Here is a 24,066-nt window from a genome sequence, read left to right on the forward strand (position 1 = left end):
CACCGGTGCGTGGCACGGGCGGCATTCGGCGCCCGTCCGTCGTCGCGTGCCGAACGAAGTGTTGCCCCGCCCGGTCGTTGCTTGCGCCGCGGGGAAGAGCATGTCCGATCTGTCCAAGGTGCCCGTCACCATCGTCACCGGCTTTCTGGGCGCCGGCAAGACGACGCTCATCAGCCATCTAATCCGCCAAGCGGGGGGGCGCCGGCTGGCGGTCGTCGTCAACGAATTCGGTACTCTTGGCGTCGATGGCGACATTCTGAAGGGTTGCGCGATCCCCGACTGCCCGGCCGAGAATATCGTCGAACTGGCCAACGGCTGCATCTGCTGCACCGTCGCGGACGATTTCATCCCCACCGTGGAGACGTTGCTCGCGCTCGATCCACGCCCGGATCACATCCTCATCGAGACATCGGGCCTCGCGCTGCCGAAGCCGCTGCTGAAAGCCTTCGATTGGCCCGCGATCCGTTCGCGGATCACCATGGACGGCGTGATCGCGCTGGCCGACGCCGAGGCGGTCGCGGCCGGGCGCTTCGCCCCCGACGTGACCGCGCTCGACGCGCAACGTGCCGCCGACCCGAGCATCGACCATGAGACGCCGCTGTCCGAGGTGTTCGAGGACCAGCTCGGCTGCGCCGACCTGGTGCTGCTGACCAAGTGCGATCTCGCCGGTGCCGAAGGTATCGCCACCGCGCGCGCGGTGATCGCGGCCGAGACACGCAAGCCGCTGCCGGTCATCGAACTGGTCGATGGCGTGGTCGATCCGCGCGTCGTGCTCGGTCTCGGTGCGGCGGCGGAGGACGATATCGCCGCGCGGCCCTCGCATCATGACGGCGAGGAGGAACACGAGCATGATGATTTCGACAGCATCGTCATCGAACAGGGCGATATTGTCGCACCTGATGACCTGGCCGGACGCATCGAGGCGATCGGAGCGGGCGGCGACGTTCTGCGCGTGAAGGGCTATGCCGCCGTCGCGGGCAAGCCGATGCGGCTTCTGGTGCAGGCGGTCGGCGCGCGGGTACGCACCCACTACGACCGGCCCTGGGGCGTCGACGAGCCGCGACTGACCCGCTTGGTCGTGATCGCGGAGCGCGGCCGGCTCGATCCGGCGGCGATCCGGGCCGCTCTGACCGCTTGATCCGGCGATGCACGTCATCTTTCGCGAAACGCATGGGCTGGAAGAGACCGCCGCCCCGCGCGATCTTTGGCAGGATGCCGCCGATCTCGTGGTGCTGTCGTTCTCGGACAGCGATCTCGGCGCGTTCGCGGCCGGATGGCGCGCGATGGTGGCTGAGGCCGACGGCCGGGGCCTGCCGAGCCTGCGGCTCGCCAACCTCGCCGAGCTGACGCACCCCCTGTCGGTCGATACCTATGTCGATCGGACGCTCGGGCGCGCGAAAGGCATATTGATCCGGCTGATCGGTGGCGCGGCCTACTGGTCTTATGGATTGCAGCAGATCGAGATGCTGGCCCACCGGAACGGCATCGCACTGGCCGTGGTGCCAGCGGACGGGCGAGCGGATGCCCGGCTCGACGCCGCATCCACCCTGCCGATCCAGACATTGCGCAGGCTCGCGCAGCTTTGCGATATCGGTGGCGCAGCGGCGGCGCGGGCGGCGTTGGCCCAGTTCGCGTCGGCGGCGGGTTTGCACGTTCGGCCTGGAGAGGGCGTGGGCGCCATTGGGCCGGTCGGCGGCTGGCGGCCCGACCCGGGAGTCGCCTGCCCCGCCGCCTTCGCGATGACGGCATGGCGGCCGCGTATCCTCATCGTTTTCTACCGATCATATCTGACCGCCGCCGATCTCGATCCGGTCGTGGCGTTGAATGATGCATTTGCCGCGCGCGGGTATGATGTGCTGGGGCTGTTCGCGCCGTCGTTGAAGGACGATGCGGCGCGTGGCTGGCTATGCCGCTGGGTCGCCACGCTGGCGCCAGCCGCGATCGTCAACGCGACGGCGTTTTCCGCGCGCGACGAGAGCGGGGCGACGCCGCTCGACGTTGCAGGCGTCCCGGTGTTCCAGATCGCGCTGGCCACATCCGATCGAGCGGCCTGGATCGAAGCCCCGCGTGGCCTCTCCCCCGCCGATCTGGCGATGCACGTGGTACTGCCCGAAGTCGATGGCCGCGTGTTCGCAGGAGTCGCGAGCTTCAAGGACGACGCGGCGCGCGACCCCGAGCTTCAATATGCCCGCCGCGAACACCGCGCCGATCCGGCGCGGATCGATGCCATCGCCGCGCGCGTCCACGGCTGGGTCAGCCTCGCGGCAAAGCCCGCCGCCGAACGGCGTATCGGCATCGTCCTGTCGACCTATCCCGGCAAGGCGCATCAGATGGCGCACGCGGTCGGACTAGACGCGATCGCCTCAGTCGAGGCGATGCTGCACGATCTGACGGAGGTGGGCTATGCGACACAGCCCGCTGACGACCTCGCCCAAGTGCTGCGATCGCGGTGGATCGACTGGCCGATCGCCGACTATCGCGCCGCGCTCACGCGCTTGCCGGCGGTGCTGCAGGCCGATCTCGCATCCGCATGGGGGGCGCCCGAGGACGACCCCGCCATCGTGGACGAAGCGTTCCGGTTCGCCGCCATCGCCATAGGCGACAGCGTCGTCGCGCTTCAGCCCGAACGCGGCCGCCCGGCGGCGCGGACAGAGGACTATCACGATCTCTCGCGGTGTCCGCGCCACGGCTTTGTCGCTTTCTATCTGTGGCTGCGCGAGCGCGGCATCGACGCGTTGATTCATGTCGGCGCCCACGGCACGCTGGAATGGCTGCCGGGCAAAGCGGTCGCGCTGTCGGACGTCTGCTGGCCCGAGGCGCTCACGGGTGCGACCCCGGTCGTCTACCCGTTCATCGTCAACGATCCAGGCGAGGCGGCACAGGCCAAACGCCGCATCGGCGCGGTGACGATCGGTCATGTGCCCCCGCCTCTCGAGCGCGCCGGCGGCGGCGCGGGACTGGGGCGGCTGGAGGCGTTGCTCGACGAGTTCTCGAGCGCCGACGGCCTCGATCCGCCGCGCCGCGCCCGTTTGCGGGCCGACATCCGCGACGAGGCCAAGGCACTCGGGCTGGAAAGCGCGCTCGGTCTGACGGGGGTGCGGTCCGATGCGGAGGCGATCACGCGCATCGACACCTTCGTCTGCGACGTCAAGGATAGCCAGTTCGGCGACGGCCTCCACGTGTTCGGACGCGGCGAGCATGGCGCGGCGGAACGCGCCGGGTTACTCGCGGCGCTGGATGGACGGCGGGTGCCGCCAGGTCCAGCTGGGTCGCCGTGGCGCGGGCGGCGCGATGTGCTGCCGACGGGGCGGAACCTCTATACGACCGATCCGCGCGCGGTGCCGTCGCGTTCGGCGCACGCGCAAGGCGTGCGGCTCGCCGACGAGTTGATCCGCCGCCATTTGCAGGATCATGGCGAATATCCGAAGGGGCTGGTCGTCGATCTCTGGGGTTCGGCGACGATGCGCACGGCGGGCGAAGAGTTCGCGATGGCGCTCCATCTGCTCGGCGCGGAACCGGTGTGGGACATGGGATCGGAGCGTGTGACCGGGGTCGAGATCCTCCCGCTCGCGATGCTCGACCGCCCCCGTATCGACGTGACGCTGCGTGTGTCGGGACTGTTCCGCGATGCTTTCTCGCCATTGTGCGCGATGTTCGGACAAGCCGTCCGGGCGATCGCGGCGCGCGACGAACCGGTCGAGAGGAATCCCTTCATCGGCGCGACCGTTGCGTCCCGCGTCTACGGCCCCGCGCCGGGCCGCTACGGCGTCGGGATCGACGACACCGCCGACATCTACACGCCCGAGGCGCGCCGCAGCGCGGGTGAGGCCTGGCTCGCCGCATCGTCACATGCTCTCGACGATCACGGCGCTCGGGCCGATCCGACCGGCTTGCGCCAGCGTATCGCCGCCGCGGACACCTTCGTTCATGTCCAGGATCTGCCCGAGACCGACCTACTGCTCGCAGCCGATTACGCCGCCCACGAGGCCGGATTCGCGGCGGCGCAGGGGGCGGCCGGAGGCAACGCCGCGCTGTATCACCTAGACGCGACCGTCCCCGATCGTCCGCGTGCCCGGCCACTCACCGAGGAGATCGCCCGCGTGGTCCGCGCCCGCGCCGCGCACGCCGGCTGGATAGCCGGCATGATGCGCCACGGTTTCCGCGGCGCAGCGGAAATCGCCGCCACGCTCGATCATCTTGGTGCGTTCGCGCATCTCGCCGGCGTGGTCGCGCCCGAATCGCTCGATCTCTATTATGACGCGACGCTGGCGCGCGATGATGTCCGCGCGTTCATGGCAAGGGCCAACCCCGCCGCGCTGGCCGCGATGGAGGCCCGCTTCGCGGCGCTGCTTGCGGCAGGCTTATGGTCGACGCGGCGCAATTCGATCCTCGCGGCGCTGGATGGCGCGGCATGATCCACGGCTGGTGCCCGACCGCGTGGCGACCGATGGCGGCGGGCGACGGCCTGCTGGTGCGCGTGCGCCCGCGCCTCGGACGGCTGACGCGCGAGCAGATGCTCGGCGTGTGTGACGCCGCGCTCGCGCGGGGGAGCGGTCTGATCGACATGACCAACCGCGCCAATCTGCAAATCCGCGGCGTCGCCGAGAGTAACTGGGAGCCGCTCGTCGCCGCGCTGGTGGCGCTTGGCCTGGTCGATCCCGATCCCGAATTGGAAGCGCGCCGCGCCATCCTGGTCGCGCCGCAGTGGGCGGTGGGGGACGATACCCATCGCATCGCCTCCGAACTCGAGCACCGGCTGGCCCGGCTTCCCGATCTGCCCGGCAAGGTCGGCTTCGCGGTCGACGCCGGCGAGGCGCCCGTGCTGCACCGCGATCCCGCCGATTTCCGGGTCGAGCGCGGCGCGAGCGGCGGGCTGATCCTGCGCGCGGACGGGCGGGGCACCGGCGCGGCGCTGGCGCCTGGTAGCGAGGTAGATGCGCTGATCGCTTTGGCCGAATGGTTCGTGGCGAGCGGTGGCCGCGATGCGGGGCGAATGGCGCGGCACCACGCACCGCTCCCGTACTGGGCGGCCGGGGCTGAACACCCTGGCCCGCCGATGGCGCAGCCGATCACGCGGCGCCACCCGGTTGGAGCGGCGCAGGGCCTGCCGTTCGGACGGATCGATGCCGAAACGCTGCGAAAGTCCGACGCCGAAGCGATGCGCACGACGCCGTGGCGGATCGTCATCTTCGAAGGCGCCGCGCATGCGAACGCGACGGGCGTGCGCCTCGATGCCGATGCCTGTGTCGGTGCCCCCGCCTGTCCGCAGGCCAGCGTCGAAACACGCGCTCTCGCGACACGGCTCACGCCGCTGATCGACGGCCGGCTGCACGTTTCGGGATGTGCGAAAGGATGTGCCCGCGCGGCGCCGGCGGACGTGGTCCTGACCGGACGAGACGGCCGCTACGACCTCGCGTTCGCCGCGCGCGCCGGGTCGGTGCCGACAATACCGGGGCTCGATGCGGCCCAACTTCTCACCTATTTCGGAACCGCCTGATGCCGCATGTTTATGAGACCGATGGCGCGGCGATCTACCGCCGGTCCTTCGCCACCATCCGCGCCGAAGCGGCGCTTGCACGCTTCGGCGTGGAGGAGGAGCCGGTTGCCGTCCGCATGATCCACGCCGCCGGTTTGGTGGGTCTCGCGGAGCACATCCGCTTCTCGCCAGGCTTCGCGCTTGCCGCGCGCGCCGCGCTGGAACGCGGAGCCCCCATATTGTGCGACGCGCGCATGGTGAGCGAGGGGATCACCCGCGCCCGCCTGCCCGCCGCCAACCCGGTGATCTGCACGCTCCACGCGCCCGAGACGCCGGACCGGGCGCGCGCGATGAACAACACGCGCTCGGCCGCCGCGCTGGAACTCTGGCGCCCACACCTCGCCGGTGCCCTGGTCGCGATCGGCAACGCACCGACGGCCTTGTTTCACCTGCTCGATATGCTGGAAGATCCGGCATGTCCGCGTCCTGCCGCGATCATCGGCTGCCCGGTCGGTTTCATCGGCGCGGCCGAGTCCAAGGCGGCGCTCTGGGCCGAACAACCCGCCCCGTGCGTGATCGTCGATGGGCGGATGGGTGGCAGCGCGATCACCGTCGCGGCGATCAACGCACTGGCGAGCCGGGCCGAATGACGCCCGGCACCGTCCACGGCGTCGGCCTTGGCCCCGGCGCGCAGGATCTGATGAGCGTGCGCGCCGACCGGCTGGTGCGCGGCGCGCGCAACATCGCCTTCTTCCGCAAGCCCGGCCGGTTCGGGCAGGCGCGGCGGATCGTCGAGGGGATGCTCCGCGCCGACGCGAGTGAATTCGCGATGGAATATCCCGTCACCACCGAGATCGCCACCGTCGACCCGCGTTATGCCGCGCAGCTCGCCGGTTTCTACGCCGATTGCGCGCGCCACCTCGTCGCGCTCGCGAGCGGCGGCGAGGACGTGGTGGTGCTGTGCGAGGGCGATCCGTTCTTCTACGGATCGTTCATGCATCTGCACAGCCGGCTGACCGGGCTCGTGCCGGTACAGGTGGTGCCGGGGATGACTGGCATGTCGGGCGCGTGGACCGCTACCGACACGCCGATGACCTGGGGCGACGACGTGCTGACCGTGCTGACCGCGACCTTGCCCGAGGCCGACCTCGTCCGCCGCATCCGCGACACCGATGCGCTGGTAGTGATGAAGATCGGCCGCCATCTCGATAAGCTGCGCCGCGCGGTCGCCGCCGCCGGGCGCGACGGGGCAGCGTGGCTGGTCGAACATGCCGCGATGCCCGAGCAGCGCGTCACCCGCCTCGCCGACGCTGACCGCGTTGCCCCCTACTTCTCGATCCTGCTCATCCACGGCCAGGGGCGGCGACCGTGAGCGGGTGGCTTGCCATCGCCGGGCTGGGCCCCGGCGCCGCCGCGCAGGTCACGCCCGAGGTCACCGCCGCGCTGGCCGAGGCGACCGACGTGATCGGCTATATCCCCTATGTCGCGCGCGTGGCGCCGCGCGCCGGGCTGACGCTGCATCCTTCGGACAACCGCGTCGAACGCGATCGTGCCCGTCACGCGCTCGCTCTGGCGACGGCGGCGCGGCGCGTGGTGGTGGTGTCGTCGGGCGATCCGGGCGTGTTCGCGATGGCGGCGGCGGTGTTCGAAAGCGTCGAGCATGGCCCGCCCGCATGGCGCGCGCTCGACATCCGCGTGCTGCCCGGCATATCGGCGATGTTCGCCGCCGCCGCGCGCGCGGGCGCACCGCTCGGGCACGATTTCTGCGCGATCAACCTGTCGGACAATCTCAAGCCGCAAGCGGTGATCGACCGGCGCATCCGGCTCGCCGCCGAAGCGGATTTCGTGATCGCCTGCTATAATCCGCGCTCCAGGGCCCGCCCGGACGGGCTCGGCGCCGCGTTGGCGATCGTACGGGAGGTGTGCGCGGACGATCGCCCGGTGCTGTTCGCCCGCGCGGTTTCGACGCCCGAGGAACATCTGCGGATCGTGCCGCTCCCCGAGGCTCGCGCCGAGATGGCGGACATGCGGACCGTCGTCATCATCGGCTCGAGCCAGACGCGCATGATCGCCGGAACCCGCTTCCTCTACACGCCAAGGTCGGCGGTATGATCGATCCAGCGCAGCACGGCGGCTACGGTATCGACCTCGGTTCGCGGCGGCAGACGCGGTCGGTCGATCATCAGCACGGGCAGGCCCAATGCGCGCGCGGCGATCAGCTTGGCCTCGGCGCCGCGCCCGCCCGCATTCTTGCTGACGACCAGATCGATCTCGTGCGCGCGCATCAGGGCGATGTCGGCATCGACGGTGAAGGGTCCACGATCGACGACGACATGATGATGCGCCAAGCCGGGCGCTTCCCGCGGGGCATCGACGAAGCGCAGCAGATAGTGATGCTGCGGCTGCGCGGCGAAGGCATCGACATGCATCCTTCCCAGCGCGAGCATCACGCGGCGCGCCGGCCCAGCAAGGGCGGCGACGGCGCCGGGGATGTCGGCGACGTGGTACCAGCGATCGCCGGGCTGCGGGGTCCAGGCGGGGCGCGTGAGTGCGAGATGCGCGACGCCAGTCCGCGCGGCGGCGGCGGCGGCGTTCGCGCTCATCCGGGCGGCGAACGGGTGCGTCGCGTCCACCAGATGCGTGACACCGGCAGCGCTCAGATACGCCGCGAGACCAGCAACCCCGCCGAACCCGCCGATCCGCACCGCGACCGGCTGCGGCTTCGGCTTTGCGACGCGGCCCGCGTAGCTGAGCGTGGCGGTGAGCTCACGCGCCGCCAGCGCGGCCGCAAGCGCGCTCGCTTCGGTGGTGCCGCCGAGGATCAGGATGTTCCGCATGGCTGAAGCTACTGAAAATCCATGGTTGACGATCGTCGGATTGGGCGAGGATGGACCAGCGGGCCTCTCCGCCGCAAGCCGTGAGGCGATCGCGCGCGCGGAGTGGGTGACGGGCGCGGCGCGTCACCTCGCGCTGCTGGGCGATTTGACCGTCGCCGCGACACCGTGGCCGGTACCGTTCGCCGACGGCATCGCACCGCTGCTCGCACGGCGCGGTCGCCGCGTGGTGATGCTGGTCTCGGGCGATCCGTTCTGGTTGGGCGCCGGAACGGTGGTGACACGCCATCTCGCGGCGGACGAATGGATCGCCCACCCCACCCCCTCCACCTTCGCGCTTGCCGCCGCCCGCTTGGGGTGGGCGGTCGAGGAGACCGCCTGCCTCGGGCTTCATGCCGCACCTTTCGAGCGCCTGCGCGCGCACCTCGCTCCGGGCATGCGCGCGATCGTGCTGGTTCGGGACGGTGCTGCGGTCGCGGCGCTGGCGCGCTATCTGGTCGCGTGCGGGTTCGGCGAGAGCGCGCTGTGGGTGCTGGAGGCGCTCGGCGGCCCACGCGAGCGCGTTCGCCGGACGCAGGCGGAGGAGTATGATTTCGCGGATGTTCTCCACCCGGTCGCGGTCACGATCGAGGCGGCCGGGCGCGGTCCGGTCTTACCCGCGACATCCGGGCGGCCGGACGACTGGTTCGCGCATGACGGACAGATCACCAAGCGCCCGGTGCGCGCGCTAACGCTATCCGCGCTCGCACCGCGCCCTGGCGAGACGCTGTGGGACATTGGCGCCGGATCGGGATCAATCGCAATCGAATGGCTGCTTGCGCATCCCGCCAATCACGCAGCCGCGTTCGAGGCCGATCCCGCCCGAGCGACACGCGCGCGCGACAATGCGAACGCGCTCGGCGTCGATCGCCTGCGCGTGGTCGTGGGACGTGCGCCCGACATCCTCGCTGGCGAGCGCCCGCCCGATGCGGTCTTCATTGGCGGAGGGCTGTCGGACAGCATGGTGGAGTGGCTCTGCAAGGCTGTGCCGCGTGGCACCCGGATCGTCGCGAATGCCGTGACGCTCGAATCCGAGGCGGTTCTGGCGCGCTGGCATCTCAAGAAGGGTGGCGAACTGATGCGGATCGAAGTCGCCGATGCCGCACCGATCGGCACGCGGCGTGGCTGGCGGTCGCACTATCCGATCGTGCAGTGGAGCGTGACGCTGTGATCGTCGCAGGGTTTGGCCATCGCGCGGGCGCCGAAGCATCGTCCTTGAGCGCGGCGTTAGCGCTCGCGCAGGCGGGTGGACGGCCCGTCACCGCCCTCGCCGCACCGGCGGACAAGACAGCGCTACTGGCGCCCCTCGCCCGGGCATTGGCACTGCCGCTGATCGCGGTGATGCCCGAAGCCTTGCGCTCGGTCGATACGCCGACCCGATCGCCCTTCAGCCTCAACGCACGTGGCACCGGCAGCGTCGCGGAGGCCGCCGCGCTCGCCGCCGCAGGGCCGCGCGCGCGGCTCGTCACGCGGCGCCACATCTCCCCGGATCGCATGGCGACCTGCGCCATAGCCGAAGGATCTTTCACATGACCGTGCATTTCATCGGCGCCGGCCCAGGCGCGCCCGATTTGTTGACGCTGCGGGGCCGCGACCGGATCGCGGCATCCCCCGTCTGCCTCTATGCGGGATCGCTGGTGCCTTCCGCGCTTCTGGACCATTGCCCGCCGGGCGCGCGGATCGTCAACACTGCGCCCTTGTCGCTCGACGCGATCATCGCCGAAATCGCGGACGCGCATACGCGGGGGCAGGACGTGGCGCGGCTCCATTCGGGCGACCTTTCGATCTGGTCCGCGATGGGCGAGCAGCTTCGCCGGCTGCGCGCGCTCGACATACCGTTCACCATCACCCCCGGCGTCCCCGCCTTCGCCGCAGCGGCCGCCGCACTGGAGAGCGAACTGACGCTGCCCGGCCTCACGCAGTCGGTCGTGCTTACCCGCACGCCGGGCCGCGCGAGCACGATGCCGCCGGCGGAGACCCTGGCGGCTTTCGCCGCCACCGGCGCGACGCTGGCGATCCATTTGTCGATCCATGCGCTCGAAAGCGTAATCGCCGAACTGACGCCCCGCTACGGGCCCGATTGCCCGGTCGCGATCGTCTGGCGGGCAAGCTGGCCCGACGCGCGGATCGTGCGCGGCACCTTGTCCACGATCGCACAGGCGGCGGCGGACGGCCCTGAGCGAACCGCGTTGATTCTCGTCGGTCCGGTCCTCGCCGCCACCGATTTCATCGAGAGCAGCCTGTACGCGCCGGAATATGACCGCCGCTTCCGGCCGCGGACCGCCGCGTCTCCTTTCGCGGCGACCGGCGAATGACGCCCGGTTTGATGATCGCCGCGCCTGCATCCGGCGCAGGCAAGACCACCGTGATGCTCGGTCTGCTGCGTGCGCTGCGCGAGGACGGGCTGGCGGTTCAGCCGTTCAAGAGCGGTCCCGATTATATCGACCCGGCCTTCCACCGCGCGGCGAGCGGACGGCAATCGTTCAATCTCGATAGCTGGGCGATGCCGCGTGCGATGCTGAGCAGCCTCACCGCGCAGGCGGAGGGCGTGGATCTTGTCCTCGCCGAAGGATCGATGGGGCTGTTCGACGGCGTCGCCGAGCCAGGCGCCACCGGTAACGGCGCGACTGCGGATATCGCGAAGCGGATGGGTTGGCCTGTGGTGCTTGTCGTTGACGTATCGGGGCAAGCGCAATCCGCTGCCGCCACCGCCCTGGGCTTCGCACGCTACGATCCCGATCTCACGATCGCGGGCGTGATCCTCAACCGGGTGGCGAGTCCGCGCCACGAACGGCTCGCGCGCGGCGGGATGGCGGCTGTCGGTATCCGCATATTCGGCGCGCTGCCCCGGCGCGGCGATCTCAAGCTGCCCGAACGGCATCTCGGACTCGTGCAGGCGGCCGAACACCCCGATCTCGACGCGCGCATCGCCGACTATGCGGCGTTCCTGCGCGCCCATGTCGATCTCGCCGCGCTGCGCGATGCCGCCGCAGCCGCACAGCGCGATCCGGCCGAGCGGTGGCGGTTCGCGCCGCCCGCGCAGCGTATCGCCCTGGCGCGGGATGCGGCATTCTCCTTCACATACCCGCATATGTTCGGCGCGTGGCGCAGCGCCGGTGCGGAGATCCTGCCGTTCTCGCCGCTCGCCAACGAGCCGCCCGATGCGACCGCCGAGTTCGTCTGGCTGCCCGGCGGTTATCCCGAGCTTCACGCCGCGCGGTTGGCGGCGGCGGACACGTTCCGGGCCGGCCTCGCCGAACATGCCCGAACCCGCCCCGTCCACGGCGAGTGCGGCGGCTATATGGCGCTGGGCGAGGGCCTGATCGACGCCGACGGGACACGCCACCGCATGGCGGGATTGCTCGGCCTCGTGACCAGTTACGCGCGGCGGCGGATGCACCTGGGCTATCGCCGCGCCACCCTGCTGGCACCGATATCCGGACTCGCGCGAGGCGCCGCTCTCCGGGGCCATGAATTTCACTACTCGACGATCCTCGAACAGCCGGACCCGCCGCTCGCGTCCGTGAGCGATGCGGACGGTAACAGGGTCGCGGAGAGCGGATCGTATCGCGGACAGGTATCGGGCACGTTCTTCCACCTGATCGCGCCGGCCGAAGACCGATGATCGACCTGCACCTGATCGGCATCGGCACCGGCAACCCCGATCACCTCACCCGCGAGGCCGAGGCGGCGATGAACGCGGCCGATCTGATTCTGCTGCCGCGCAAGGACGACGCCAAATCCGAGCTGATCGACTTGCGTCGCGCGCTATGCGCCAAAGTGCTCACCAAGCCGGTGCGCGTCGTCGCGTTCGATCTTCCCGTCCGCGCGCGGGATGGCGACTATCTCGCCGCGGTCGGCGACTGGCACGACGCGATCGCCACGGCATGGGCGGCGCAGATGGCAATGCACCTGCCGAACGGCGGGCGGCTGGCGCTGCTCGTCTGGGGCGATCCCTCACTATACGACAGCACGCTCCGCATCGCGGATCGGTTGCGCGCGAATGGAATGGCGATGCGGGTCCATGTCGTGCCCGGCATCACCAGCCTGCAGGCGCTCACCGGCGCGCATGCGATCCCGCTCAACACGCTCGGCGCGCCGGTTCTCATCACGACCGGGCGGCGGCTGCGTGACGGCGGCTGGCCGGACGGCGTCGATAGCGTCGCGGTCATGCTGGACGGGGCGTGTGCCTTCACCGCGCTCGTGTCCGACGGCCTGACGATCTGGTGGGGCGCGTACCTCGGCATGCCGCAGCAGGCGCTGATCGCGGGTCCGCTGGCGGAGGCCGCGCCGCAGATCGTGCGCCGCCGTGCCGCGCTGCGGGCCGAGCACGGCTGGATCATGGACACCTATCTGCTTCGCCGTACGCGCGCCTTCGCATGACCGGACTCGCTTCCTCGCAGACCTCGGCGGCCTGTTCGGTTGGGGCGCGATGAACGACGCGGCTTGCGTGGCGCTGGTCGCTTCAGTACCAGACGGACGAGCGAGCGATCTCAAGGTCGCTTGCGTCATGATCGCGCTGGTGCCCCGTGAGGGGCTTAAAAGGGAACGCGGTACGGGATTTCGTCCCAAGGCCGAGGCTGTCCCTGCAACTGTAAGCGGCGAGCGCGATGCACATCGCTTCCATCCACTTGGGCGGAAGCAACCACTGGGTCGAACGCGTATGCGCGAGGCCTGGGAAGGTCGTGCATCGTAGCGTTGACCCGTGAGCCAGGAGACCTGCCAGCGTGGGTCGCTCTTGCTTCGGCCCAGGGGGTGGCTGCGGCACGGTGAACTCCGTTCGAGCGACGAAGGTGCGGGGGGCCGCACGGGCAGGCGTGACGGTCGCGATGGCGTCCGGCCGGCGCGGCTGCCGCCGTTCGCGCGGGAAGGCACCCCGGTTCGTCCGACGCCGGGGGACCGTATGAATGCGAAATCTCATGACTTGCACGGCGGGGGCCATCACGGTCGTCGCCACGACGGCGGGCGCGCAGACGCCTGCCACCCGCGACGACGCGGATAGCATCCTGGTAGTGGGCGAGCGTCAGCGCTCGAGCCTGACCACGCCGAACACGACCGGCAGCCGGCTCGGCCTCACCGCACTGGAAACGCCCGCCACGCTCTCGACGATCGCGGGCGATCTGATCCGCGCGCGCGGCGACATGTCGGTGATCGAGGCGGTGAGCCGAGCTCCGGGTATCAGCAACGTCGGCAATCTCGGCAACGGAGGCACCGCACTCGCTGCGCGCGGGTTCAGCGGCCAAGGTTCGGTGCTGCAACTGATCGACGGCGTGCGGCTGTTTCCGGTCGCCGGCACGATCACCTTCCCGACCGATCCGTGGATTGTGCAGCGGATCGACGTCCTGAGTGGCCCAGCGTCCGTGCTTTACGGGCAGGGTGCGCTCGGCGGCGCCGTCAATGTCGTCATGCGCAAGCCGGATACCAAGCGCACCGCCGTCGAGGGCGAAATCGGCTATGGATCGCAGAACAGCTTCCATCTCGCCGCCGGGATGGGTGGGCCGCTGAACGACCGGCTCTCCTACCGCGTCGATGGCAGCTATCGGCGTTCGGATGGTTATGTCGATCGCGGGCAGTCAAGCGGCTATGCGCTGTCGGGCACTTTGCGCTGGGCGCCGGCCGACGCGATCATCGTTACCGCGCGGGGCGATTATGGCGATCAGCGGCCGATGCGCTATTTCGGCACGCCGCTCATCGACGGCCACCTCGATCCCGCGATCCGCGAGCGCAACTACAATACGCGCGACGGCCACACGCACTATCGGGACAGCCGCACCAGCGTACAGGTCGATTGGACGCCGAGCGGCGCGCTGTCCTTCAGCAACCAGGCATACCGGCTAACGAGCAAGCGGTTCTGGCTCAATCTGGAAAGCTATTGTTGGATCGCCGCCGACGGCTTCTGCCCGAATGGCCTCAACGAAGACCCTGCCCCACCCGGGCAGATCTATCGCACCGGCATGACCGGCATCGTCCACGACCAGACGCAATGGGGCGATCAGGGCAGCGCGACGTGGCGGACCACGCTGGCTGACAGCATCGGCAACGATTTCGTCGTCGGGTTCGACGCGAACCTCATCAAGATGCGCTATTCGCACAATTTCGGTTCGAACCCACAGATATCGGTGGTGGACCCGATCGCGTTCGATCCCGGATCGATCGTCGATACGCAGGGCATCGCGCCGCGCTATCGTACACGCACCAGCGAAGTTTCGATCTTCGCGGAGGATCGGCTCAAGGTAGGCGATCATGTCTCGGCCATCGGCGGCGTCCGCCATGAACGGGACCGCATCAAGCGCTGGACGATCGCGCCGTCGGGCGCCGAGAGCTTCGCGCTCGACAAGACGCTATCCAATACGACCTGGCGGGTCGGCGGCGTGTACCAGCCCGCCAAGGCCCTCTCGCTCTATGCCCAATATGCTACCGGCGTGGACCCGCTGGGTACGCTGACCACCTATTCGACCGGGCAGGTTCAGTTCAGCAACGCCAAGGGCGATCAGGTCGAGATCGGCGCCAAGGCCGTGTTCCTCGGCGGTCGCGGCAGCGCGACGGTCGCCGCCTATCGGATCGTCAAGAAGGGTCTGCTGTCGCAACGCACACCCGCCAGCCCGGTCGAACAGATCGGCCAAAGATCGGCCAAGGGGATCGAGGCGGCGGTATCGCTCGATCTTCCACACGGCTTCGGGTTCGATGCGAATGGCAGCATCCTCGACGCGCGGTTTGACGATTTCCTCTCGGGCGGGGCCAATTTCGCCGGCAACACGCCGCCCGACATACCCGAACGTATGGCGAACCTGTGGTTGCGCTGGGATGCGACCCGCCGACTGCAGGCGCGCGCGGGACTACGCTATGTCGGGCGCCAATTTTCGGACAATGCCAACCGCTTCCGGCTGCCGGGTTACGCGACGGTCGATGCCACGCTGTCGCACGCGCTGACGCGCGCGGTCGCGGTCGATATCCATGTCTACAACCTGTTCGGCACGGATTATGCGACCAACGCCTATAGTGACCAACAATGGGTGCTCGGCAGGCCGCGCGCCGTGGACGTGTCGCTTCGTGCCGGCTTCTAGCCTCGTGCGCGTCGCCCGGCGCTGGCTGCACCTGACACACCACTGGATCGGCATCGCGCGCTCTGGAAGGTCGCGATCGACGATCCCGCGCGGGCGGACCTCTATGTCCCCTCGGCGACCGGCGTGGAGTATTCTGATCTCTCTGTTCCTCCTGATCGGGCCGGTGACGTCGGTGAGCGGCGTTCGGCTAGGCTATAAGAGGCTCGTACGATGACCGATCCCACGTCCCGCCCCCGCCTGCGGCGGCGTATCGTGCCGCTGCTGACGCTCCTTGTCTCCGCGAACGCCGCGGCCTGGGTATGGGCCGGCAGCCTCTTCCACGCCGCGCCCGCCATGCTTGGAACCGCGCTGCTCGCCTGGACGCTCGGCCTCCGCCACGCCGTCGATGCCGACCACATCGCCGCGATCGACAACGTCACCCGCAAGCTGATGCACGACGGATCGCGCCCCGTCACCGTCGGCCTGTGGTTCGCGGTAGGACATAGCGCCGTCATCCTGGTCGCGTCGGTCGCGATCGCGGCGACGGCCAGCGCGCTCACCCGCTTCGAGGCGCTCAAGGCCGCTGGCGGCGTCGCCGCGACGATCTTCTCGGCGGGTTTTCTGTTCGCCATCGCGGGCATCAACCTCGTCATCCTTCGTTCGGTATGGCGAACGTTCGCGCGGGTCCGCGCCGGCGCCAGCTACCGTGAAGGCGATCTCGACATGCTGCTGGCGGGGCGCGGCCTCGTCTCGCGTCTGCTCCGCCCGCTGTTCCGGCTGGTGACGCGACCGTGGCACATGGCCCCGCTCGGCTTCCTGTTCGGTCTCGGCTTCGATACCGCCACCGAAGTCGCCATTCTCGGCCTGTCCGCCGCGCAGGCGGCGCGCGGGTTCGCGTTCGCGCCGGTGCTGGTGTTTCCGGCGCTGTTCGCCGCCGGGATGGCGCTGGTCGACACCGCGGACGGCATCCTTATGCTCGGCGCCTACGAATGGGCGTTCGTGCGGCCGATCCGCAAGCTCTACTACAATATCACCATCACGGCGGTTTCCGCGCTGGTGGCGGTGATGATCGGCGGGATCGAGGCGACCGCTCTGTTCGCCGACAAGCTCGGACTGTCCGGGGGACTGTGGGACGTCGCGATCGATCTCGGGGGCCGCTTCAACCTGCTCGGTTTCTTCATCATCGGACTTTTCGCAGCCGCCTGGGCGATCAGTTTCGCGATCTATCGCTGGAAACGCTTCGATGAGATCGAGGTGCAGCCATCGACGCCGTGACATCTCGTACCACACGCGACACCGCGCGGCCCCCGCCCACGACGATCTCGGCTACGCCCGCGCCGCCTTCACGCGCCCGAGTAAGCTGCGCGAGCGGCCGTAGGCGAAATACACGCCCAGGCCGATCAGGTTCCAGATGGCGAAGCGCTCCAGTGTCTTCTCGGGCAGCGAGAACAGCAGATAGACACATCCAAGGATCGCCCCCGTGCCGACCAGATACGGCTGCGGGCAGCGAAACACGCGGCGCGCGTCGGGCGCGCGGCGGCGCAGGATCATCATGCAGGCGCCGACCGCGATGAAGGCGATGAGCGTGCCGGCATTGGCGAGTTCCGCGATCTCGTCGAGCCGGAAGAATCCCGCCACCGCGGCGACGAACACCCCCGTCATACCCGTCACCAGGACGGGCGCGCCGGTACGCGTCGACACGTTGGACAGCGCGCGCGGCAACAGCCCGTCTCGCGCCATCACGAAGAAGATCCGGCTCTGCCCGTACATCATCACCAGGATGACCGATGGCAGCGCGATCAGCGCCGCGCCAGCGATCGCCCAGGATGCGAACGGATGCCCCAACGTCCGTAGTACCAGCGCGAGCGGTTCGGACGACCGTCCGAGCGCGGTGAACGGCATCGCGCCGACCGCGGCCACCGCCACGAGTACGTAGATGATCGTGCACAATGCCATCGATCCGATGATGCCGATCGTCAGATCGCGACCCGGATTGCGCGCCTCCTCGGCTGAGGTCGCCACCGCATCGAACCCGTAAAAGGCGAAGAACACGATCGCCGCCGCCGCCATCACGCCGCGCGTCCCGCCGCCCTCGACATGGCTGGCGAAGCCGTAGGGCATGAACGGATGCAGATTCTGCGCATCGAACGCGGGGATCGCAAGGATGACGAACGCGCTCAGCGCGACCAGCTTGATGGCGACCAGGAAGATGTTGAACGTCGCGCTCTCGCGCGTACCCGCCATCAACATACCCGCGATGCCGAACGATACGACCACCGCCGGCAGGTTGATGATCCCGCCGGCATGCGGGCCGTTGAGGATCAGGGCGGGCAGATGTACGCCGACCGCGCCGAGCCAGCCGACCAGATAGCCCGACCAACCGACCGCGACCGTTGAACAGGCGAGCGAATATTCGAGGATGAGGCTCCATCCCACCACCCAGGCGAGCGTCTCACCGACCACCGAATAGGTGTAGGTGTAGGCGCTGCCCGCAGTCGGGATCATCGTGGCGAGTTCGGCGTAGGCAAGCGCCGCGCACGCGCAAACCGCACCCGCGATCGCGAAGGCCAGGATCACCGCCGGCCCCGCGCGCTCCGCGCCAACGCCGGTCAGCGTATAAATGCCGGTACCGACGATCGCCCCCACGCCGAGCGCGATCAGGTGCGGCCAGGACAAGGTCGGCTTGAGGCGACGGCCGTCGTCAGGGTCGATGCTGCGTTCGATCGGCTTGATCGGCCCCAGAAGATTCATTTAGCCACCCTTTGCTGTCGCGGACCCAAACGACCGAGAGCCCCACGCGGAAGCGGTCCTCGCGATCGATCCAGATCGTCTTGGAAACCGGCGTTGATACCCGGTCCCCCCATTGAGGGGATAATGCCCGTCGCGCCGGCCGCGTCCACCCTTTCCTCGACATCGGCACCGATCCGGCCGAGAACGGCATGGCTGTGCGCTTGGGAGATCTGCAATCGTGACCTCGATGATCGCGAGCGGGATAGAGAATGGCCGCCGGATGAACTCGCCAATTACCGCCAGGAACGCCCCCCTCTCGATGCCCGGCGCCCGAGCCAAGCGCTCGTGTCGCGCCCGTTTGGCCGCGGCGTTACTCATCCTGCCCGCGCTCGCGGGCTGCACCTCGATCAAGGCGGCCGAGGGGCCGGTACGCCTCCGGCGAATCGCCTATGTCAACGGCCCCCGCGTCCGGGTGGACCGTATGATCGAGGACAGCCGCTGTCCGGCCGGGACGCAGTGTATTTGGGCCGGTCGCCTGGTCGTGCGGGCGACCGTCTTTGGCGGCGGGTGGTCGAAACAGCTTGATCTCACGCTCGGCGTGCCGGTCGATATCGCGGACGGCAAGCTGACCCTGGTTGGAGCGGTTCCCGATCGACCGCCCGGTAGGCATCATTACGACCCGCGATCCTACCGCTTCACGTTGGACTTTCAGGGCGGTCTGTGACGATCACCCCTTCCGCCTCCCGGAACGTCAGCACAGGACGAGTTGAACCGCCTCCACATCGATCATCGCGCGGATATTCTCCGCCAGCAGCTCCGCGCGATCGACATCGATATCGCCAAGCCGGATCGAAATCCGCATCTCGTCCCCCTGCCGAATGGCGTCGACCTTGTCGGGCACCCACCCCAAACGCGCGACGAAGCCGAGGACGCGGCACAGAAGCTGGGCGTCCGCCGAGGCCGCCACGGTGAAGGCGATTGGCCCGGGCGACTTCGCATGAGCGGTCGGCATGGCGATCAGGCGGCGAGCGCTGCGGTTCTCCCCTCACCCGCGATGATCGAGCGGGCCAGCCGGTCGGCCGCGAGATGCGGCGCCACCTGATCCCCGTCGGCGAGATCGAGCACCTGCGCGAGCCGCGTGCCGATGCGATCGACACGCGCGCGCGATTCGTCCTCGCTCCAGCCGAGATATTCTGCGGCGACGTTGATGATGCCGCCCGCATTCACCAGGTAGTCGGGCGCGTAGAGAATGCCGCGTTCGGCCAATTCATCACCTTGCGCGGGCGTGGCGAGCTGGTTGTTGGCGGCGCCGCACACCACCTTGGCCCGGAGCCGGCGAACCGCCGCGGGATCGAGCACGCCACCGAGCGCGCAGGGCGCGAACACGTCGATCTGCGCCTCCAGCAACGCCGCCGAACTCATGATGTGCGCGCCGAACGCCGTCGCCGCTCGCGCCGCGACCTCGCCGCGCGGTTCGGCGACGATCAGCCGCGCGCCACGGTCGCGGAGCAACCGGCACAGCGCGAAGCCGACATGCCCAAGCCCCTGCACGCCGACCGTGACATCGGATAGGGGGGCGCCGAGCGTGCGGCGCACGGCGACCTCCATCGCGCCCAGCACGCCGCGCGCCGTCCATGGCGAGGGATCGCCCCCTGCCCGGCCAGGCTGCTGGGTCAGGCCGGCGACGTGGCGGGTGGCTTCGGCGACATCGCCCATATCCTCGACGCTGGTGCCGACGTCCTCCGCGGTCACGTAGCGGCCGCCGAGCGACTCGACTGCACGGCCGAACGCGCGGAACAGCGCCGACCGGTCGAACGCCCCGCGCGGAGCTCGGATCACCGCCTTGCCGCCGCCCAGCGGCAACCCGGCCAGCGCGTTCTTGTAGCTCATGCCCTCGGCCAACCGCACGGCGTCCGCCGTCGCTTCGCGCATCGACGGATATGACTGGAATCGGCACCCGCCCGCCGCTGCGCCTAGGCTCGTCGAGTGGATCACGATGACGCCCTCCAGCCCCGAAGCGGGATCGTCCAAGCGAACGATTTCGCGCGGCGGCAAGGGTTCGAGCGAATGGGACACAGGCATCGGGATACGTCCTCGGAATTTCGCGAGAACATTACGCGAGATTTCGCGGCGATTCCGACCTATTTCGCTTCCGGCTGGCGCGATCCGACATATACTGACCCGGCATGTCGCGGAATCGGGAAAAAACGTGCTGGATAAGCTGGACAGCTACGAGCGGAAGATCCTGCGGGTGTTGCAGGCCGACGCATCGCTTTCGACTGCGGCGGTGGCGGAGGCGGTCGGCCTCTCCGCCTCACCCTGCTGGCGACGAATAGACCGGCTTGAGCGCGACGGTTTCATCAAACGTCGAGTCGCGATCCTGGATCGCAAGAAGCTCGGGCTGAACGCGCAGATATTCGCGCAGGTGAAGCTCAACGCGCACGGCCGCGCGCATCTCGACGAATTCGCCTCCGCGATCCGCGACTTTCCCGAAGTGCTCGAATGCCACGTGTTGATGGGATCGATGGACTTCATGTTGCGCGTCGTCGCCGCCGACATCGAGGCCTATGAACGTTTCTTCTTCGAAAAGCTCTCGACGTTGCCGGGGGTGAACGAGATCAACTCGATCGTGGCGCTGTCGGAGATCAAATCAACCACGGCGCTACCGGTCTGACGGCTCGCCCTTCGACCGACCCAGCGTAAGTCCGGCGGCTTGCGAAATCGCGTCCGCCGCGCGCCGCAACGGCTCCAACAGCCGCTCGTGGCGCGCGTCTCCATCCGCACCGATCAATGTCGCGATCGTCAAGGCCGCGTTGAGCGGCGCACCCGGGCTGCCAACCAGCACGCCCATGTCGGCGCTGCCGAGAAATCGCTCGCCGACCGACTCGGCGTATCCGTCGCGCGTGATCGCCGCGATCCGTTCCTGCTTCTGCTTGCGCGCGGCGGTGCTCATAGCGCGCCATTCCGGCAACCGGCCGAGCAGCCCGTCGCGCGCCTGCACCTGCAAGCCCGCGAGCAGCAGGCGGCCTGAATTGGTGTGGATCGGCGAATGGGTCGAACCAACCTCGACCGAGAGGCGGAAAGCGTTCGGACTTTCCTCCTGTGCCAGAACCAGCACCGCGTCGCTCTGCAATACGGTGAGATGGCAGCTTTCGCGGACCTCGTCCGCGAGTGCGCGCATGAACGGGCGCGCGGTTGCGACCAGCCGTTCATAAGGCGAATGAATGCGCGCCAGTTGGAACAGCTTGAGCGTGAGCGAATAGCCGCCGCTGGTCGGCTCGCGCGCGATGAACCCGCGCCCCTCCAGACAGGCGAGCATGCGGAACAGTTCATTGGGTTGCCGTTCGAGCGCGCGCGCGAGTTGCGATTGCGTGAGCGGCACCGCCTGATCGGCGAGATACTCGATGATATCGAGACCCTTTTCGAGCGCCGGCACCATATATTTGCGGCGACGCTCATCGGTCGACAGTGCCTTCTCGGACATCGTGTTCCCTATACCGGAATATCTAAGCCCTTGTATCTCAACATGTGGCACTCAGACAACGGCCCGGCGCGAACCCGCCAGTTCGCCGTTGTATATTCATATAGACATTGTATGTTCATATACAAATATTCTCGGCGGAGTGATCTCGTGAAGCGGCCGCGCAATGCACGCTGAGGCATTTTCAAGACAATCAGCGCAACCATCCGGCCCGCTCGCTGGATTGGTCGTGCTCGACATGGCGCAGTTCCTCGCAGGGCCTGCGGCGGCGTTGCAGCTCGGCGATCTCGGCGCGCGCGTCATCAAGATCGAACGGCCGGACGGCGGCGACCTCGCGCGACGAATGTATCTGAGCGACACCGATATCGACAGCCACTCGACCTTGTTTCACGCCATCAACCGCAACAAGGAAAGCATCGCGCTCGATCTCAAAGCGGCGGACGACCTCGCGGCGGCGAAGCGGCTGATCGAACAGGCCGATGTCGTCATCCAGAACTTCCGTCCCGGTGTGATCGAGCGGCTCGGCTTGGGCTACGATGTCGTCAGGCGGATCAACCGCCGCATCATCTATGCGAGCGTGTCGGGCTATGGCGGCGCGGGGCCGTGGGCGAAGCTGCCCGGCCAGGATCTGCTCGCGCAGGCACGCTCCGGCGTGATGTGGCTGACGGGAACGGCCGAAAGCGGACCGATGCCGATCGGGCTCTCGGTCGCCGACATGCTCGCCAGCCATGTGCTCGCCAAGGGTATTCTGGCGCTGCTCGTCCGGCGCGGGCTGACCGGCGTCGGCGGGCAGGTTGAGACCAGCTTGCTCGAAGTGCTGGTCGATTTCCAGTTCGAGTTGCTTACGACGCATCTCAACGATGGCGGTCGTGCGCCGCAGCGCGCCGCCGCGCACGGCGCCAACGCCTATCTCGCGGCACCTTACGGCGTATATGCGACGCGGGACGGGCATCTGGCGCTGGCGATGACGCCGCTCGCGCGGATCGAAACGTTGCTCGAGCTGCCGGGGTTGGCGGATGCCGGCGACGGCTTCGCGGGCCGCGATGCCTTGCTCGACCGCATCGGCCGCCGGCTGAGGGAACGTACCACCGACGAATGGCTGACGATCCTCGAGCCCGCCGGCATCTGGACGGCGCCCGTGCTCGACTGGCCGGCCTTGCTTGAGGCGGAGAGCTTCCGCGCGCTCGATATGCTCCAGCGGATCGGCACCAGGTCCGGCTCGATCCATACCACGGCAAGTCCACTACGGATCGACGGCATGCGGCCGCTCAGCCCGAATGGCGCCCCCGATGTCGGACAGCATAGCGCCGCGATCCGCGACGCTTTCGGGCTCGATCGCGATTGACCGTATAAAGACCAGGAGACGGGCATGGCCTTGAAGCAGGTTTCACGTCGCGGCGTACTCGCGGGCGGCGCGGCGGCCATGAGTGCCACGATCGGGACGTGCGCGTTTGCGAGGCGGCACCGCGATCCGGCGGCATGGCTCCGTACACCATATAAATACAACAAGCTGATCCTCGGCGGCTCAGGCGTGGCTGGTGCGTTCGATGAGAAGGCCGTCGACTGTCCGTTCGTCTTCTCGCACGAAGGCCGTTTCCATCTGACCTACGTCGGCTTCGATGGCACCGGCTACCAAACCGGCATCGCGGTGTCCGACGATCTCGTTCATTGGGAGCGGCAGGGCATCATGCTGGCGCGCGACCCCGCCGATCCGGTCACGCGCTACAATGTCGCCTCCGCCTCGATCCTGCGCGAAACCGAATTGTATTCCCCCGGTCGATTGATCCGCGTCCGCGGCGAATATGTCTGCGCGTGGCACGCCTATCCGAGCGCTGGGTATGAGGCCGGCCCGGCGGTGATTGGACTCGCGTTCAGCCGCGACCTCAAGACCTGGCGCCGCGAGCCGCCGATCCTGTTCCCGCGGGACGGCGCCGATTGGGAGCGCGGCGGGCTCTACAAACCGTATCTGGTCAAGGATGGCGACACCTTCTACCTCTATTACAATGCCAAGACCGCCGAGAAGACGTGGCGTGAACAAACCGGCGTGGCGATCTCGCAGGATCTCAAGACGTGGCGGAGGCATCCGGGCAACCCGGTGCTGCGCAACGGTGCGCCCGACGCACCCGACAGCCGTTTCGCGAGCGATCCCTTCGTGGTGACGCACCGCGGGCAATGGGCGATGTTCTACTTCGGCCTCTCCGCCGCCGACCGCAAGGCGCGTGATCTGGTCGCGGTGGGTTCAGACCCGTTGCACTTCACCAAACTCGACGAGGTATTGGTCGATGCTGGCCCGCACGGCTCGATCGACGACGACTATGCCCACAAGCCGGCACTGATCTCGCATAGGGGCGACTTGTACCATTTCTACTGCGCGGTCGGCGGGCGATACCCCGACGACGTGCGCGGGATCTCGGTGGCGCGTTCGCGCCCCTGGTGAAGAGCAGCGCCTCGCCCTCCGGCCCG

The 24,066-nt window shown here is 68.6% G+C and carries 22 protein-coding genes and 1 riboswitch; of the genes, 17 read left to right on the forward strand and 5 right to left on the reverse strand.

Annotation, left to right across the window (positions count from 1 at the left end; genetic code table 11):
- Nucleotides 1-100: 100 nt before the first annotated feature.
- The 6 genes from cobW to cobJ are packed head-to-tail and all read left to right on the forward strand — an operon-like array spanning nucleotide 101 to nucleotide 7,588.
- Nucleotides 101-1,138 (forward strand): cobalamin biosynthesis protein CobW, encoded by a 1,038-nt coding sequence (gene cobW, locus PX554_RS09585; RefSeq protein WP_275501104.1) that lies wholly within the window; start codon nucleotides 101-103, stop codon nucleotides 1,136-1,138.
- 7 nt (nucleotides 1,139-1,145) lie between these two features.
- The gene (gene cobN / locus PX554_RS09590) at nucleotides 1,146-4,415 is read left to right on the forward strand and encodes a cobaltochelatase subunit CobN (RefSeq protein WP_275501106.1); all 3,270 of its coding nucleotides are present in this window, start codon (nucleotides 1,146-1,148) and stop codon (nucleotides 4,413-4,415) included.
- Complete coding sequence (locus tag PX554_RS09595) at nucleotides 4,412-5,497, forward strand: cobalamin biosynthesis protein CobG (RefSeq protein ID WP_275501108.1); 1,086 nt, start codon at nucleotides 4,412-4,414, stop codon at nucleotides 5,495-5,497. The genes cobN and PX554_RS09595 overlap by 4 nt, the downstream gene beginning before the upstream one ends.
- A complete protein-coding gene (locus PX554_RS09600) occupies nucleotides 5,497-6,126 on the forward strand; it encodes a precorrin-8X methylmutase (RefSeq protein ID WP_275501110.1) in 630 nt (209 codons plus the stop codon). The genes PX554_RS09595 and PX554_RS09600 overlap by 1 nt, the downstream gene beginning before the upstream one ends.
- A complete protein-coding gene (cobI, locus tag PX554_RS09605; RefSeq protein WP_275501112.1) occupies nucleotides 6,123-6,848 on the forward strand; it encodes a precorrin-2 C(20)-methyltransferase in 726 nt (241 codons plus the stop codon). The genes PX554_RS09600 and cobI overlap by 4 nt, the downstream gene beginning before the upstream one ends.
- The gene (gene cobJ / locus PX554_RS09610; RefSeq protein WP_275501114.1) at nucleotides 6,845-7,588 is read left to right on the forward strand and encodes a precorrin-3B C(17)-methyltransferase; all 744 of its coding nucleotides are present in this window, start codon (nucleotides 6,845-6,847) and stop codon (nucleotides 7,586-7,588) included. Before cobI ends, cobJ begins: the two co-directional genes overlap by 4 nt.
- Here the strand turns inward: cobJ and PX554_RS09615 are convergent.
- The gene (locus PX554_RS09615) at nucleotides 7,564-8,313 is read right to left on the reverse strand and encodes a cobalt-precorrin-6A reductase (RefSeq protein ID WP_275501116.1); all 750 of its coding nucleotides are present in this window, start codon (nucleotides 8,311-8,313) and stop codon (nucleotides 7,564-7,566) included. The two genes, cobJ and PX554_RS09615, sit on opposite strands and share 25 nt — an antisense overlap.
- Between PX554_RS09615 and cbiE the strand changes: the two genes are divergently transcribed.
- From cbiE to PX554_RS09650, 7 genes are all read left to right on the forward strand, one after another.
- Entirely contained in the window at nucleotides 8,312-9,520 is a 1,209-nt protein-coding gene (cbiE, locus tag PX554_RS09620) for a precorrin-6y C5,15-methyltransferase (decarboxylating) subunit CbiE (RefSeq protein WP_275501118.1), read from the forward strand. The two genes, PX554_RS09615 and cbiE, sit on opposite strands and share 2 nt — an antisense overlap.
- On the forward strand, nucleotides 9,517-9,882 hold the full coding sequence (locus PX554_RS09625; RefSeq protein WP_275501951.1) for a cobalamin biosynthesis protein: 366 nt from the start codon (nucleotides 9,517-9,519) through the stop codon (nucleotides 9,880-9,882). The genes cbiE and PX554_RS09625 overlap by 4 nt, the downstream gene beginning before the upstream one ends.
- Nucleotides 9,879-10,664 (forward strand): precorrin-4 C(11)-methyltransferase, encoded by a 786-nt coding sequence (gene cobM, locus PX554_RS09630; RefSeq protein ID WP_275501120.1) that lies wholly within the window; start codon nucleotides 9,879-9,881, stop codon nucleotides 10,662-10,664. The genes PX554_RS09625 and cobM overlap by 4 nt, the downstream gene beginning before the upstream one ends.
- Nucleotides 10,661-11,974 carry a cobyrinic acid a,c-diamide synthase CobB gene (locus PX554_RS09635; protein WP_275501121.1) on the forward strand — a complete coding sequence of 438 codons (1,314 nt, stop codon included), beginning with the start codon at nucleotides 10,661-10,663 and terminating at the stop codon, nucleotides 11,972-11,974. The genes cobM and PX554_RS09635 overlap by 4 nt, the downstream gene beginning before the upstream one ends.
- Complete coding sequence (cobF, locus tag PX554_RS09640; RefSeq protein WP_275501123.1) at nucleotides 11,971-12,732, forward strand: precorrin-6A synthase (deacetylating); 762 nt, start codon at nucleotides 11,971-11,973, stop codon at nucleotides 12,730-12,732. The genes PX554_RS09635 and cobF overlap by 4 nt, the downstream gene beginning before the upstream one ends.
- A gap of 120 nt (nucleotides 12,733-12,852) precedes the next feature.
- Nucleotides 12,853-13,090, forward strand: a riboswitch (cobalamin riboswitch).
- A 166-nt stretch (nucleotides 13,091-13,256) separates the two neighbouring features.
- Nucleotides 13,257-15,413 carry a TonB-dependent receptor gene (locus tag PX554_RS09645; protein WP_275501125.1) on the forward strand — a complete coding sequence of 719 codons (2,157 nt, stop codon included), beginning with the start codon at nucleotides 13,257-13,259 and terminating at the stop codon, nucleotides 15,411-15,413.
- Between the two features lie 210 nt (nucleotides 15,414-15,623).
- Entirely contained in the window at nucleotides 15,624-16,667 is a 1,044-nt protein-coding gene (locus PX554_RS09650; RefSeq protein WP_275501129.1) for a HoxN/HupN/NixA family nickel/cobalt transporter, read from the forward strand.
- Between the two features lie 51 nt (nucleotides 16,668-16,718).
- Here PX554_RS09650 and PX554_RS09655 read toward each other — a convergent pair whose 3' ends face one another.
- Nucleotides 16,719-18,143, reverse strand: coding sequence for an amino acid permease (locus PX554_RS09655; RefSeq protein ID WP_275501131.1), 1,425 nt, complete (start codon nucleotides 18,141-18,143; stop codon nucleotides 16,719-16,721).
- A 217-nt stretch (nucleotides 18,144-18,360) separates the two neighbouring features.
- Between PX554_RS09655 and PX554_RS09660 the strand changes: the two genes are divergently transcribed.
- Nucleotides 18,361-18,846 (forward strand): hypothetical protein, encoded by a 486-nt coding sequence (locus tag PX554_RS09660; RefSeq protein WP_275501135.1) that lies wholly within the window; start codon nucleotides 18,361-18,363, stop codon nucleotides 18,844-18,846.
- 27 nt (nucleotides 18,847-18,873) lie between these two features.
- Here PX554_RS09660 and PX554_RS09665 read toward each other — a convergent pair whose 3' ends face one another.
- Nucleotides 18,874-19,134, reverse strand: a complete 261-nt coding sequence (locus PX554_RS09665) for a hypothetical protein (RefSeq protein WP_275501137.1) — start codon at nucleotides 19,132-19,134, stop codon at nucleotides 18,874-18,876.
- 5 nt (nucleotides 19,135-19,139) lie between these two features.
- Nucleotides 19,140-20,204: a Glu/Leu/Phe/Val family dehydrogenase gene (locus PX554_RS09670; protein WP_275501138.1), complete on the reverse strand. Its 1,065-nt coding sequence runs from the start codon at nucleotides 20,202-20,204 to the stop codon at nucleotides 19,140-19,142.
- A 130-nt stretch (nucleotides 20,205-20,334) separates the two neighbouring features.
- On the opposite strand from PX554_RS09670, the gene PX554_RS09675 reads away from it, so the two are divergent.
- Nucleotides 20,335-20,796 (forward strand): Lrp/AsnC family transcriptional regulator, encoded by a 462-nt coding sequence (locus PX554_RS09675; protein WP_093221604.1) that lies wholly within the window; start codon nucleotides 20,335-20,337, stop codon nucleotides 20,794-20,796.
- On the opposite strand, the gene PX554_RS09680 is transcribed toward PX554_RS09675, so the two are convergent.
- On the reverse strand, nucleotides 20,785-21,606 hold the full coding sequence (locus PX554_RS09680) for an IclR family transcriptional regulator (RefSeq protein ID WP_275501140.1): 822 nt from the start codon (nucleotides 21,604-21,606) through the stop codon (nucleotides 20,785-20,787). The two genes, PX554_RS09675 and PX554_RS09680, sit on opposite strands and share 12 nt — an antisense overlap.
- A gap of 163 nt (nucleotides 21,607-21,769) precedes the next feature.
- On the opposite strand from PX554_RS09680, the gene PX554_RS09685 reads away from it, so the two are divergent.
- Entirely contained in the window at nucleotides 21,770-22,948 is a 1,179-nt protein-coding gene (locus PX554_RS09685; protein WP_093219258.1) for a CaiB/BaiF CoA transferase family protein, read from the forward strand.
- Between the two features lie 24 nt (nucleotides 22,949-22,972).
- Nucleotides 22,973-24,040, forward strand: a complete 1,068-nt coding sequence (locus PX554_RS09690) for a glycoside hydrolase family protein (protein ID WP_275501145.1) — start codon at nucleotides 22,973-22,975, stop codon at nucleotides 24,038-24,040.
- The last annotated feature ends 26 nt before the right edge of the window (nucleotides 24,041-24,066 follow it).

This window comes from Sphingomonas pollutisoli (assembly GCF_029167165.1).
Classification (GTDB): Bacteria; Pseudomonadota; Alphaproteobacteria; order Sphingomonadales; family Sphingomonadaceae; genus Sphingomonas; species Sphingomonas pollutisoli.

Bases quoted from the DNA above. Each gene is read 5' to 3' on its own strand.
- cobW (WP_275501104.1), top strand. From the start codon at position 101: ATGTCCGATCTGTCCAAGGTGCCCGTCACCATCGTCACCGGCTTTCTG.
- cobN (WP_275501106.1), top strand. From the start codon at position 1,146: ATGCACGTCATCTTTCGCGAAACGCATGGGCTGGAAGAGACCGCCGCC.
- PX554_RS09595 (WP_275501108.1), top strand. From the start codon at position 4,412: ATGATCCACGGCTGGTGCCCGACCGCGTGGCGACCGATGGCGGCGGGC.
- PX554_RS09600 (WP_275501110.1), top strand. From the start codon at position 5,497: ATGCCGCATGTTTATGAGACCGATGGCGCGGCGATCTACCGCCGGTCC.
- cobI (WP_275501112.1), top strand. From the start codon at position 6,123: ATGACGCCCGGCACCGTCCACGGCGTCGGCCTTGGCCCCGGCGCGCAG.
- cbiE (WP_275501118.1), top strand. From the start codon at position 8,312: ATGGCTGAAGCTACTGAAAATCCATGGTTGACGATCGTCGGATTGGGC.
- PX554_RS09615 (WP_275501116.1), bottom strand. From the start codon at position 8,313: ATGCGGAACATCCTGATCCTCGGCGGCACCACCGAAGCGAGCGCGCTT.
- cobM (WP_275501120.1), top strand. From the start codon at position 9,879: ATGACCGTGCATTTCATCGGCGCCGGCCCAGGCGCGCCCGATTTGTTG.
- PX554_RS09635 (WP_275501121.1), top strand. From the start codon at position 10,661: ATGACGCCCGGTTTGATGATCGCCGCGCCTGCATCCGGCGCAGGCAAG.
- cobF (WP_275501123.1), top strand. From the start codon at position 11,971: ATGATCGACCTGCACCTGATCGGCATCGGCACCGGCAACCCCGATCAC.
- PX554_RS09645 (WP_275501125.1), top strand. From the start codon at position 13,257: ATGCGAAATCTCATGACTTGCACGGCGGGGGCCATCACGGTCGTCGCC.
- PX554_RS09650 (WP_275501129.1), top strand. From the start codon at position 15,624: ATGACCGATCCCACGTCCCGCCCCCGCCTGCGGCGGCGTATCGTGCCG.
- PX554_RS09655 (WP_275501131.1), bottom strand. From the start codon at position 18,143: ATGAATCTTCTGGGGCCGATCAAGCCGATCGAACGCAGCATCGACCCT.
- PX554_RS09665 (WP_275501137.1), bottom strand. From the start codon at position 19,134: ATGCCGACCGCTCATGCGAAGTCGCCCGGGCCAATCGCCTTCACCGTG.
- PX554_RS09670 (WP_275501138.1), bottom strand. From the start codon at position 20,204: ATGCCTGTGTCCCATTCGCTCGAACCCTTGCCGCCGCGCGAAATCGTT.
- PX554_RS09680 (WP_275501140.1), bottom strand. From the start codon at position 21,606: ATGTCCGAGAAGGCACTGTCGACCGATGAGCGTCGCCGCAAATATATG.
- PX554_RS09685 (WP_093219258.1), top strand. From the start codon at position 21,770: ATGCACGCTGAGGCATTTTCAAGACAATCAGCGCAACCATCCGGCCCG.
- PX554_RS09690 (WP_275501145.1), top strand. From the start codon at position 22,973: ATGGCCTTGAAGCAGGTTTCACGTCGCGGCGTACTCGCGGGCGGCGCG.